Raw genomic sequence first — 12,389 nt, 5'->3', positions numbered from 1 at the left:
CTATTTTTCTAAATCTTCTACTTCTTTGGGTACACCAGCAGTTAATACTTCATTTCCTGTGGGAGTCACCAAGACATCGTCTTCAATCCGAATACCAATACCAACCCAACGTTGATCTATTTCTGGTTGATCTTCTGCTGGTTTAGTATCTGGTACTATATAAAGTCCTGGTTCTACCGTCACTACTTGTCCTGGTTGTAGAATTTGTGGGTTGTCACCGTGCTGGTAAACTCCTACATCATGCACATCTAAGCCTAACCAATGACCAGTGCGATGCATGTAAAATGGCTTATATTTTTCTTCCTCTATTAATTTGTCAATTTCGCCTTTGAGAATACCGATTTCCACTAAACCTTCTGTGAGAACACGGACGGCGGTATCATGAAACAGATTATAAGGGTTGCCTGGTTGTACTTGGGCGATCGCTTGTTTTTGTGCTGCTAAAACAATCTCATACAAGGTTTTTTGTTCTGGAGTAAATTTACCTCCGACAGGAAATGTCCGGGTAATATCTGAGTTGTAGTATTCGTAGGCACATCCAGCATCTATCAGCAGTAACTCGTTGTCCTGCATCTGTCGATTATTCTCTACATAATGCAGTACACAAGCATTGACACCAGAAGCAACAATTGAAGGATAAGCAGGCCCCAAAGCACCCCGCTTACGAAAGATATGTTCTATTTCTGCTTGCACTTCATACTCAAAAAGTCCTGGCGCGGTAAATTGCATGGCGTGGTTATGTGCTTCCACTGCAATGTCAGCAGCTTTACGCATGAACTCCAATTCTGCTTGAGTTTTAACCAAACGCATACTATGGAGAATGGGACTAGTGTCTTCAATCGCAATCGGCCCTGTACCCCGCTTGGGATAAGTCCGCATTAAACGTTGCCAATGATTGAGGATTTTATCGTTAAAAGTGCGATCGCGTCCTAAGCGATAATAAATGCGATCGGCTTTTTCCAGATATTGCGGTAGTTTTTCATCTAGTTCCGCAATTGGATAAGCTTCATCCGCGCCATATACTTCCTTCGCTGCTTCTACCCCACAGCGATAACCATTCCAAACTTCCTGTTCCCTATCCTTGGGTTGCACAAACAACACAAACTGATGTTCTGGGTGATGTGGCGCTAGAATTGCTACTGCTTGCGGTTCGTTAAACCCAGTCAGATAAAAGAAATCGCTATCTTGACGAAAGTTATATTCGACATCGTTGTGCATCACTGCTGTTGGCGCACTACGAAAGATTGCAGTACCATTACCAATTTTGGACATTAATGCTTCCCGACGCTGTTTATATTCTGTCTGCATAATTCCGCTATAAAGAACTTAATCTCATTGTGTCTAAAATTCACACTGGTCAACTACAACCACCTTAGTATCTTTGGTTGATACCCTCATAACCTTTGTAGGGGCGCACAGCTATGTGTCCCTACTCACTGACAAATTTAGGCTCATATTTTTGCCAATTTGGCAACACGCTAAGTAGAAAATATACTTAAATATTTTTAAATTAATCTATATCTATATCTATTTGGGCGATTGTATTTATGATATGCGATCGCTAAATTTAACAGTTATTAGTTATCAAATTAAATTAATCACTGTTAACTGTTAACTGATTTAAAAGTATTCATGGAAAAATCAATAAATTACTTGCATCTGCCAAAAGTTATTCAGAATCACAATCGTTTAGATGTTCTGTTGGCTCTGCGTGGTTTTGCCTGTTTAATGGTAGTAATTATCCATTGCGCTCCACCTAGAAATGTACTTATTTATCAAAATTACGATTTAACTTGGCTCATTTTTAGTCATGGTGCAGTCGCAGTTTGGATTTTCTTTTGTTTGTCTGGCTATTTGATGGGAAAAGCCTTTTACACTGAGCGTTATAGCAGCGATGTCACAGGAGTAATTAACTTTTGGCGTAATCGTGTTTTGCGAATTTTTCCTCTTTATTATTTTGCTATTTTGATTTTATCTATATTTGTTTATCCTGATGTTCTTAAATTCGAGAATTGGGGATACCTGCTGCGAGTTTGCACTTTCACATATCATCCTTATGTTGGATCTCAGCCAATCGCGTTCAATGATGTTTTTTGGTCACTTTCTACAGAAATGCAATTTTATATATTTGTTCCTTTTATTTATAATTTGAGCAAATCTCTCATCTTCCAGCAAAAGCAGGTAATTGCAGCAGCAATATTAATTATATTAGTAGCATTTTTTATTAAAAGCTTATGTTGGCTGACTTTTTCTCATCAAATCAATTATCAAATGGGATATGCATTTAAATATTGGTACACTCCCATATTTAATAATATAGATGTCTTTTTATCTGGGTTTTTGGTAAATGCACTAATACAATATTGCAAATCAAAGTCTTCCACAATAAACAACAAAATTCATCCCCAAATATTTATTAATAAAAAATATATAGCTATTATCTTGATGATTTTACTTTATCTGTTTACTGCTCATCACTTATATCATCAAGAATTATGGGGATTACCTAATCGTCCTGGTGGTTGGAGAACAATGACGACTATCTTTATTTTTCAACCATTAACCGCAATTATTACATCTTTTTTTATTTTCACTTTTGAATCAGATAATTATCATATCTACACCAAAAATGAAAAGCTATCCTTTGCTGCTATTTTAAAAAATCCTCTCAGGATATTAGAAGTGTTTGGCAATTTATCTTATGGTGTTTACATTTGGCATATGCCAATTTTACTTAGAATTTATGCAATATTCTCTTCAGATATTCACATTGAAGCTTTTTACAATAGACTAGTAGCAACACTGACTTTATCAGTTCTACTAGCTACTGTTACATACTACTTAGTAGAATTACCTGCGACGAAATTCAAAAAAAATCATTCATTTTCTAATTAAATTAGGACTTACGCAAGTGTTACATACAATTCTCATTTTTTGTTTGTAGTGAGGACTTTAGTCCTCATCATAAGGGCTAGAGCCACTTACTACAAACTTAATATCCTATAAATATATAAGTGTATAAAAAATAATAAATACTCAGAAAATTTTAGTACATGTTTATTATTTAACTCTTAAACTCCATATAAAAACAGTTGATAATTTATAGATGTTTGTTTAGTTAACAATTTGTTTATAATTAGCATTAATATATCGTAAAAGTGATTATTTTGTACTTGTTTTTTTTCAGAAAATAGCTAGAAAAGGCTTTTATTTTAGGCAAAGCATGACACTTCTTAAGAAAATATTAAGAAGCAAAATATGTTATTAACTAACACTTGAATCTCAAATAAAAAAACAGTTAAAAGGTTTATGACCACTTGTCTCAAACACACGCCATGTCCGATCAGATTTCTACTTCTAGTAGCGCTCCAATCTCAACAGACAAATACACAAGCAAAAATCAATTACAGACAGAGACATACTCAGGCTACAGGAGTTCTTCGGATGCAAACTCTCAGCTTGAGCTTCCGAATCTGCAAAATCCTAACCCTGTATTCACGAGTGCGGCAATTGTAGCCGATTTCAACGGTGATGGTAAAAACGACAAGTTCTGGCGTAACTCTCAAACTGGTGAAAATGCCATTTGGTTGATGGATGGCACAAATGTCGCCTCTGCGGATTTTGTCAAGACAATGGGTACAGAGTGGGATGTTAAAATCGCCGATTTCAACGGTGATGACAAAACAGACTTACTCTGGTACAACAAAGCCACAGGTGAAAACCAGGTTTGGCTGATGGATGGACAAGCTGTTGTCTCAGAAGCCTCCTTAGCAACACTAAGTCCAGACTGGGCGCCAGTGATTGCAGATTTCAATGGCGATCGCAAAACCGACATCCTCTGGCGGAATAAAACAACCGGCGAAAACGCAGCTTGGTTAATGGATGGTACCCAAGTAACCACCCCATCTTTTCTCCAGACTGTTGATTCCAACTGGACAGCCAACATTGTTGATCTCAACAGCGACGGTAAGACAGATATCTTCTGGCGCAACACAACCACAGGTGAAAATGCTGTCTGGACAATGGATGGCACAAACGCCACTGGTGCATCTTTACCCACATTAGGCACAGAATGGGAAGCTACTTTGGGTGATTTTGACCTCAATTACCAAACCGATATTCTCTGGCGCAACAAAGCCACAGGCGAGAATAAAGTTTGGTTAATGAATGGTACAACCGTTGCTAGTGACACTGCTCTACCTACGCTCGAAGGTTCTAGTTGGAAACCGTTGATTGGTGATTTTGACGGTAATGGTAAGACTGATATCTTGTGGTACAACCAGGAAACTGGTAAGAACCAGATATGGATCATGGATGGTAGCAATGTTCTCACCACAGTTGCTGCGGATGCACCCAGTGGTGCTTGGGTACCCAGTATCAGCGATACCAATGGCGATGGTAAAACCGACATCTTCTGGCGGAATTACGAAACAGGTGAAAACGCCGTTGTGATTGTAACTGGTACTGACTCTACTCCTACCGCTCTGCCTACACTTGGCAAAGAATGGTATACTTTTTAGCCCAGTGAACAGTTAACAGTTGACAGTAAGCGCTGAAATAACGATCCACACTGCCTAAAGATTTTCATTCATAGCGGGTAATTTTCTTGGAGATTCTTTGTGTCACATCTGTTCAAGGCGTACTACTAGTAGTCTGTCACAGCAACTTTGCACAGTTTGTAGTGAGAACTTTAGTCCTCAAATATTTAAGCACGCGCATTGCTTACTACAAACCTATCAAAATTAATGGGATAGACCACTAGAGCGATCGCAATTTTGTGCAAGTATCAATGCATCTACCACCCGCTCATTATATGAAATTTTTGGTGTTGCCTTATGTCAATGTTTAAACACATTAAAGTGTCAGCATTACAATAGCATTTCTCAATCATTTATGAACAATAAAATCCCCGATTTCTTAGAGGAATCGGGGATCTGGACTCTCAATCTCGATGTTATCTATAAGCATTAATCAAATATTATAGTTTGTAGCTAAGTGAATTAATTTTTGAGTTACAAAACTGTTAATCATAAACAACATTGTTAAAAGTGTCAGATGTTATTTTTTGACATAAATTACCTGAATAATAGATGAAAATTTGATGAACTATTGTACATTTGCAATTCTCAATTATTAATTGGGGATTCTAAATTACAAATTAGACTCTGCCGACCTGTACTAGTAATCAACAAACAGTATGTCTAACTCTAATTCGCCCTTGAATTTATCTATAGAAACTAGCACCTCAAAATATGCTTCCACAAATCTTTTTGATGACAATACCGTTCCCAATCTTAATTTTAGTCTGGGAAGTTCCTCAAGCTCAAATGATGAAAAACAATCTTTAGTCGCAGCAAAAAACCCTAATCCTAATTCTAGATTCAGCAATGCAGCCATTGTTGCAGATTTCAATGGAGATGGCAAAGCTGATAAATTCTGGCGGAACTCTCAAACAGGTGAAACTGCAATTTGGCTGATGGATGGCAGCAACCCTAGAGCATCTAATGTAACTACAGTAGATGCATCCTGGGATTTTACTTATGCCGATTTTAACCGCGATGGCAAAACTGATATCTTTTGGCGCAATAAAAATAGCGGTGAAAATGTGATTTGGTTAATGGATGGCACAAACATTGCCTCTCAAGCTACTGTACAAACAATCAGCCCAGCTTGGACTTACAACATTGCAGATTTTAATGGTGATGGCAAGAGTGATGTTTTGTGGCGTAATACTCAAACTGGAGAAAATGCTACCTGGTTGATGGATGGTACAAATGTCACAACTGCCGCTTTTTTACCTACCACTGACACAACCTGGACTTCTAGTGTGGTTGATTTTAACGGTGATGGCAAAAACGATATTTTTTGGCGTAATAATATCACCGGTGAAAATAAAGTCTGGTTCATGAATGGCACAAATGCATCAGAATATAATCTAAGCACATTGGAAGGTAACTGGGAAGCTAACGTTGGTGACTTTAACAACGATGGTAACAGTGACATCCTCTGGCGTAACTACGAAACAGGCGAGAATAAAGTTTGGCTGATGAATGGTATCTTCATCAGTGAAGGTAATTTGTCGAAACAAGACTCTGCTTGGAAACCTTCTATTGGCGACTTCAACGGCGATGGTAAGACAGATGTATTTTGGCACAATCAGACAACTGGCGAAAACACCGCTTGGTTAATGGATGGCACATCAGTAGGAACTGCGGCTTTCTTACCTGCGACTGGTGCATCTTGGCAACCAAGCATCGGCGATTATGATGGCGATGGCAAGACAGATGTTTTCTGGCGCAATGGTGAAACCGGTGAAGTTGCTGTTTGGTTTATGAATGGCACAACTGCTAATGGTACATTTTTACCACAAGTTGGTACTGAGTGGAGCGCTTTTTAACAATTATGAGTAAACAGTTATCAGCGATCAAACTGAATGACTGATAACTGTTAACTGTTTATTTTTACTGTTAGGACTTACGCACACTCTACGAGTTCTTGGCGTTCTACCTTACGGTAGACACGTAGACAGACGAAGTCCGGCTTCTGGTAGAGTACCCGAAGGGCGGTTCCATAAATTAAGGATTTGGGAAATTTTTGCGTAAGTCCTATACTGTAAAAATATGTCTTTGGCTATCAAGTTAATTGGCTTTTAGTCATCTATGCAGAGCAATTTCCACCACAAGAAAACTCAACTATCGCCTTAGTAACTGCCTCTGGTTGCTCTGTATAAACTAATGTACTTGCTTGGGGAATTTCTAAGTATTTAAAGTCAGGACGAATTTGTCGAAACTGTTCTGCTCGATCAATTTCGATGGGAGGATCACCTGGTATCGGCTTGTAATCTTCACCAAAAATTGCCAGTACGGGGACTTTCACACTCTTACTAGCCTCGGCAAAAGGGCGAAAAAACTGCCCAAAAATAAATGCATAACTAATCCAGCGTTGTTCGATGTTGGGACGTTGAATCAATGCTTCTTCAATTAAGATATCGCCATTCTTTTCTAAAAAAGATGGTTCGGAAAATGATGCTTCGTTAAATGGTCTGATGCTTGCTGGTAATAAAAGATTAACCCATATGGCTGCATCATCAGTTTGTAGCGCTTGCTGATATGCTTGGTTTTGCTCTTCTGTGGGTGGTGATGCCAGGGTAGTAATCCCATTGGGCGATAGTATGATTAATGATTTGACTAAACTGGGTTTTTGTGATGCAACTTTTAATGCACTGAGTGTAGTAGTTCCAGATGCTACAACATGGGCTGGACGGCGCACCACTTCTGTGAGAAATTCACTGATAAACTGGTCAATTTTTTCAAAATTATAGGTTGTTTTGGGCTTGGCAGACCGACCAACTCCTGGCAAATCCATGATGTAAACTGGAGCGCCTGTCTTATCTAAGGATGACAGAAGTTGGCGTAACTCCCGGTGACTAACGCCGCCGAAAATACCGTGAAACAAAACAATTGGAGTTGCATTTTTTGAACTTGATTTTAGGGGCGCTCTAAAAGCGATCGCACCAAAACCCTTCAGTTCGACGCTACGGTTAAGTACAGATTGTAGTTCTGGTGAAGTCGGTATACCTTCTTGCGAAACTACCCTCGCCAGAATTTGATTATCTTTCTCTGTGACGACTGCTGGAGCGGGCTGTTGTGCTATCACAGGTATTGCCAGTGTTCCCAATAGGGTTAAAAGCGCAAGAATTAGGCAAGCGAATACTGTTTTTAATTTCATGGTGTTGGTGTTACTTGGAGTAGGTTGAAATTGCATGGGTTATAGGCAGATTTGTATAAATTTCTGAAATCTGCGATCGCACCTACACAAGATGACGAAAATCTACCTAAAATTAGTTAGATAAAAATCTAAAAAAATTATTTTTCCATTGCACCGTGCAGGAATAAATTTATCGACTTCGCAATCATCAAGTCCTCACCGTTGGGACTGTAATGCTTAAAAATATGGATTGGTTCGATGACAGCTAAAAAAGTAGCTGCAACATAGAATGGTTCGGCTCGCAAATTGTGTTGGTATCGAGCAAATAATTCTGCGATCGCAGGCACAATGGAGCTATCCATCACCGATTGAATCTGATCGGCTTTTTCTTTTGGGAGTGCAGGTAAATCTGAATTGATGAGGCGACTGATATGGAGTGGAGGTTGAGCCAGAAGCCATTTCGCCACTTGGTTTAAACACTCCTCCAATTCCAAGGAAGACATCTTGGCAATGATTTGCTCCAATCCTTGCCGTTGCTGTTCGAGGTGACGAATCGTAACTTCCATAAACAAATCCTCCTTACCGCCAGGAAAGTGATAGTATAGCGAAGCTTGTTTAATACCAAGTCGATCAGCAATATCCTTCAGGGTGACAGAGGCATATCCCCGTGCCGCAAACAACTGTTGAGCCACGTTAATAACTACTTCTTTAGATGAATTTTTACTTACCTCTTTGCCCATGCTATCTAACTTAAATTAGGTAGATTTTTTTGTCAAGGCTTTTAAGCTCCAAGCCCCACCCTCCCAATTCCGGTAGTCTCTGTTTGAAGAGAATCCCCAATCTCCCAAATTTGTTGCAACTCTTAACGTTTTATCCCTCTACTGTTACGCCATGCCTTGTTAGACTGATTTTTAATACACAAAATGCATTATTCTGTCTGTTGCACCGCCTGAAAGCAAAAACCTTGGCTTTCTAGGGCATTGAACAATAAAAAAAGACACAAGAGCAATCACAACATGGTAGATTCCCTAAAAAAACCAGGTTTTGAAGAATTGCGTCCGGGAATTAAAGTCCCGGCAAAAGAAACCCTGTTAACACCCCGGTTTTACACCACAGACTTTGATGCGATGGCGCGGATGGATATCTCCGTCAATGAAGATGAGTTGAGAGCCATCCTAGAAGAGTTCCGCGCTGACTACAACCGCCATCACTTTGTTCGGGATGTGGACTTTGAACAATCCTGGGATCATATTGACGGGGATACTCGCCGCTTATTTGTTGAATTTTTAGAGCGTTCTTGTACGGCAGAATTTTCTGGCTTTTTGCTATACAAAGAACTCAGCCGTCGCCTCAAGGACAAAAGCCCTGTATTGGCAGAATGCTTTAACCTAATGTCGCGGGATGAAGCGCGTCATGCTGGTTTTTTGAATAAAGCATTGGCAGATTTTAACATGTCCTTGGATTTAGGATTTTTGACTAAGAGCAAAAATTATACCTACTTCCAACCGAAGTTTATCTTTTACGCTACTTATCTTTCTGAAAAGATTGGTTACTGGCGCTATATCACAATTTATCGCCACTTGGAAGCACATCCTGAAGACAGAGTTTATCCAATTTTCCGGTGGTTTGAAAACTGGTGTCAAGATGAAAACCGCCACGGTGATTTCTTTGATGCTGTGATGAAAGCACAGCCGCAAATCTTAAATGACTGGAAGGCGCGGTTGTGGTGTCGGTTCTTCTTGCTGTCAGTATTTGCCACAATGTATCTCAATGATATTCAGCGTCAAGACTTCTACGCCTCTATTGGGTTGGATGCGCGAGAATATGACAAATATGTGATTGAGAAGACAAATGAAACAGCTGGGCGGGTGTTCCCGGTGATGCTGGATGTTAACAAGCCGGAGTTTTACGATCGCTTAGAAATTTGTGTGAAGAATAACGAAAAATTGACAGCGATCGCGAATTCTAATACTCCTAAATTCTTACAATTCTTCCAAAAGCTGCCTTATTACATTTCCAATGGTTGGCAAACTCTGCGCTTGTACTTAATCAAGCCTATTGACGCTGCTGCTGCTGAGGGTAGTGTGCGCTAAGTTCTCTAGGTTTTGCTAAAAATTAAGTGGTTCTGCTGAAAGCAGGGCCACTTTTTTATATGAACCACAAAAGAGGGCAAGGACGCCAAGGAATGAAAGATAAGTTATTGAAATCCTTACAAAAGTTGGGGAAAGTTGAAAAGGAAAAGGTTAAAGGTGTTGCTTTATTCCTTTCGCCTTTATCCTTTGATGTTTTCCCGCTTGTTGTAAAAATCACTTTTGCAAGAGATTTATTATCTTTGGGTTTTGGATTAGGTATGAGTTGGCTTGTGGTAGCTAACCCTGCTTGGTGTCAAACTCCTAGTAAATCTGCCCAGGATTTAGATATAAGTCCAGAAATTATTCAAAAGAGTCCAGTTTTACAGCGCTGGCGGCGTCGAGTTCCAAATGTATTGTCAGAAATTCAAAATGATCCTAGTTTTCGCACTAAGATACGGCTGGGCTATTCTCGGTTCACTTCTGAGGAACAGGGAGGGGGAATAAATTTTAGTATCGAAGATGTATTTATCGGTCGGAGTGGTTTAACGGTGGGTGCGGAGTATGAGTCAGCATTCAACGGTAAGCATGAATCTTATGGTGCTGATTTATATTATTATCTACGTCCTTTAGGTAGTTATGTTAACTTTGCGCCGTTGGTAGGATATCAGTATTTACGAACTAATGATCATTCTACAGATGGGGTAAATATAGGCATCAAGTTGCTGTTGGTATTATCTCGTGGTGGTGCTGCCGATATTTCGGTAACTCAAAGCTGGATTTCTCCTGGTAGTGAAGAAGAAGTAGGTTTAACAACAGCTGCGATTGGTTATGCGATCACTCGTAATCTACGTCTATCTACTGGTTTTAAACAAAGGACTTCACAACAGGATCAAGATAGTAGTATAGGAGTGGGTTTGGAGTGGATGCCTTGACAGTTGTCAGTTATCAGTTATCAGTTATCACTGATTAACTCTTAACTAAATGATTAGCTGGTGTAAATTTTTTAATAATTCCTTTGCCGTGTAGGGTTTTGACAAAAATGCCTTAGCACCAGCTGACAAAGCTTGCTGTTCCATAGCAGGTAATCCACTAGTGGCAATAATTTTTACTTGTGGATTCAATTTTTGTAAGGTACGGATAGCGATTAACCCATCCATTGTCGGCATCATCATATCAATGAAGACCACACTGATTTTTTGCTTATGCTGGGCATAGAGTGCGATCGCTTCAATGCCATTGCTAGCTAATAAGGTGTTGTAATTAGCTTCTTGTAGTGATGCTTGAGTTACCTGTTGCACCATTGCTTCGTCATCCACAATCAAAATCAATTCTCCGTTACCTGTTGGAGTATCCTCCTCTTGTACTTGGTTAGTGGGGCTAATATTTGCTGCTGGTAAGTAAACTTTAAATTCAGTACCTTTATTCACTTCACTTAACACCTGCACAAAGCCATCGTGATTTTTAACGATACTGAGAACAGTTGAAAGACCCAATCCTGTGCCTTGACCAGTTTCTTTAGTGGTGAAAAACGGAGCAAAAATGTGTTCCATGAATTCTGGGGAAATCCCTATTCCTGTATCGGAGATAGTGACAACAACATAGTTTCCTTCATGGGCATCAAGATACATTTGAGCATAGGTCTGATCAATAATTTGATTTTCGGCTGAGATTTTCAGAATCCCGCCATTGAGCATAGCATCACGAGCATTCACACAAAGATTCATAAAGATTTGATGCAGTTGGGTAGCATTAGCATCAACCATCCATAGGTTTGTAGTTGGAATCTGAGTACAGATTTCAATGGATTTGGGAAATGTCTGTTTAGTAACTTTGGCTGCTTCTAAAAGCAAGTGTCCAACTTGTACATAATTGCATCTTTCTTCTGTCCCCCGTGCAAATGCCAGAATTTGTTTGACTAAATCAGATCCTCGCTTGGAAGTATGTCTCAGTACCTCCAATAGTTCCTCAATTTGTCCATCAACAGCCTGCAATTTTATTGGTAGTAATTGCGAAATCATTAAAATGGGGGTAAAAACATTGTTCAGGTCGTGAGCAATACCACTAGCCAGAGTACCAAGATTTTCTAGGCGTTGGGCGCGCAAAAATTGTTGTTCCAGGTTTTTCTTTTCCTCAAACAAATCCTGGTAACGCTGGCGTTCCAACTTCAACATCTCACGAGTAGCAGTTAATTCTTTGTTCTGCTGGTGTAGTTCCTCTTCTGTAATATGCAGTTTTCCCAGAATTTTCTGCAACTGCTGGTTGATGTTTAAAAGTTCCCTAGTTCTTTGCTGTACTCGGTTTTCTAAGTCATCACGGACTTGCCGTAGAGCTTCCTTCACTTTCCGATCTTCCTCTGTTTATTCAACAATTACGACACAGTTAAACAGTTGAGTTGATGTTTGCTCATTGGCTTGGTTAAATTGCAATACGGTTCAGTTAAGGCTAAAAACTAAAACTAGCGTAGGTTGGGGAGCCAGTGCGTTGCGGGGGTCCCAAGAGTTGTAGCACCTGGCGTTTGAGGAACGTAGACGCGCCCTGCGCGGCTTCTCGCAGAGTAACCCAACATTATCAACGCTTTGTTGGGTTTCGCTTGCGCTCAACCCAACCTAC

At 39.7% G+C, this 12,389-nt stretch carries 9 protein-coding genes; 5 read left to right on the top strand and 4 right to left on the bottom strand.

All coding sequences use genetic code 11. The annotated features are described in order from the left end of the window. Complete coding sequence (gene pepP, locus ACE1AT_RS06785; RefSeq protein WP_374866601.1) at positions 1–1,308, bottom strand: Xaa-Pro aminopeptidase; 1,308 nt, start codon at positions 1,306–1,308, stop codon at positions 1–3. 324 nt (positions 1,309–1,632) lie between these two features. Between pepP and ACE1AT_RS06780 the strand changes: the two genes are divergently transcribed. The 3 genes from ACE1AT_RS06780 (at position 1,633) to ACE1AT_RS06770 (ending at position 6,397) form a co-directional block, all read left to right on the top strand. Next, positions 1,633–2,895 carry an acyltransferase family protein gene (locus ACE1AT_RS06780; protein WP_374866599.1) on the top strand — a complete coding sequence of 421 codons (1,263 nt, stop codon included), beginning with the start codon at positions 1,633–1,635 and terminating at the stop codon, positions 2,893–2,895. Positions 2,896–3,335: 440 nt separating this feature from the next. Continuing rightward, on the top strand, positions 3,336–4,520 hold the full coding sequence (locus ACE1AT_RS06775; RefSeq protein ID WP_374866597.1) for an FG-GAP repeat domain-containing protein: 1,185 nt from the start codon (positions 3,336–3,338) through the stop codon (positions 4,518–4,520). Between the two features lie 677 nt (positions 4,521–5,197). Continuing rightward, positions 5,198–6,397, top strand: coding sequence for an FG-GAP repeat domain-containing protein (locus ACE1AT_RS06770; protein ID WP_374866595.1), 1,200 nt, complete (start codon positions 5,198–5,200; stop codon positions 6,395–6,397). Between the two features lie 260 nt (positions 6,398–6,657). Here ACE1AT_RS06770 and ACE1AT_RS06765 read toward each other — a convergent pair whose 3' ends face one another. Next, positions 6,658–7,764 (bottom strand): alpha/beta fold hydrolase, encoded by a 1,107-nt coding sequence (locus ACE1AT_RS06765; RefSeq protein WP_374866593.1) that lies wholly within the window; start codon positions 7,762–7,764, stop codon positions 6,658–6,660. Between the two features lie 101 nt (positions 7,765–7,865). Further along, positions 7,866–8,447 carry a TetR/AcrR family transcriptional regulator gene (locus ACE1AT_RS06760; protein WP_374866591.1) on the bottom strand — a complete coding sequence of 194 codons (582 nt, stop codon included), beginning with the start codon at positions 8,445–8,447 and terminating at the stop codon, positions 7,866–7,868. A gap of 276 nt (positions 8,448–8,723) precedes the next feature. On the opposite strand from ACE1AT_RS06760, the gene acsF reads away from it, so the two are divergent. Together acsF and ACE1AT_RS06750 are read left to right on the top strand one after the other, a co-directional pair. After that, positions 8,724–9,800, top strand: coding sequence for a magnesium-protoporphyrin IX monomethyl ester (oxidative) cyclase (gene acsF / locus ACE1AT_RS06755; RefSeq protein WP_374866589.1), 1,077 nt, complete (start codon positions 8,724–8,726; stop codon positions 9,798–9,800). 257 nt (positions 9,801–10,057) lie between these two features. Continuing rightward, positions 10,058–10,711 carry a hypothetical protein gene (locus ACE1AT_RS06750; RefSeq protein ID WP_374866643.1) on the top strand — a complete coding sequence of 218 codons (654 nt, stop codon included), beginning with the start codon at positions 10,058–10,060 and terminating at the stop codon, positions 10,709–10,711. A 45-nt stretch (positions 10,712–10,756) separates the two neighbouring features. On the opposite strand, the gene ACE1AT_RS06745 is transcribed toward ACE1AT_RS06750, so the two are convergent. Further along, the gene (locus ACE1AT_RS06745) at positions 10,757–12,118 is read right to left on the bottom strand and encodes a response regulator (RefSeq protein ID WP_374866587.1); all 1,362 of its coding nucleotides are present in this window, start codon (positions 12,116–12,118) and stop codon (positions 10,757–10,759) included. Positions 12,119–12,389 lie beyond the last annotated feature (271 nt).

Source organism: Pelatocladus sp. BLCC-F211 (assembly GCF_041928655.1).
GTDB lineage: Bacteria > Cyanobacteriota > Cyanobacteriia > Cyanobacteriales > Nostocaceae > Pelatocladus.
This window is presented reverse-complemented; position numbering and strand designations above follow the sequence as displayed.

Bases quoted from the DNA above. Each gene is read 5' to 3' on its own strand.
- pepP (WP_374866601.1), bottom strand. From the start codon at position 1,308: ATGCAGACAGAATATAAACAGCGTCGGGAAGCATTAATGTCCAAAATT.
- ACE1AT_RS06780 (WP_374866599.1), top strand. From the start codon at position 1,633: ATGGAAAAATCAATAAATTACTTGCATCTGCCAAAAGTTATTCAGAAT.
- ACE1AT_RS06775 (WP_374866597.1), top strand. From the start codon at position 3,336: ATGTCCGATCAGATTTCTACTTCTAGTAGCGCTCCAATCTCAACAGAC.
- ACE1AT_RS06770 (WP_374866595.1), top strand. From the start codon at position 5,198: ATGTCTAACTCTAATTCGCCCTTGAATTTATCTATAGAAACTAGCACC.
- ACE1AT_RS06765 (WP_374866593.1), bottom strand. From the start codon at position 7,764: ATGCAATTTCAACCTACTCCAAGTAACACCAACACCATGAAATTAAAA.
- ACE1AT_RS06760 (WP_374866591.1), bottom strand. From the start codon at position 8,447: ATGGGCAAAGAGGTAAGTAAAAATTCATCTAAAGAAGTAGTTATTAAC.
- acsF (WP_374866589.1), top strand. From the start codon at position 8,724: ATGGTAGATTCCCTAAAAAAACCAGGTTTTGAAGAATTGCGTCCGGGA.
- ACE1AT_RS06750 (WP_374866643.1), top strand. From the start codon at position 10,058: ATGAGTTGGCTTGTGGTAGCTAACCCTGCTTGGTGTCAAACTCCTAGT.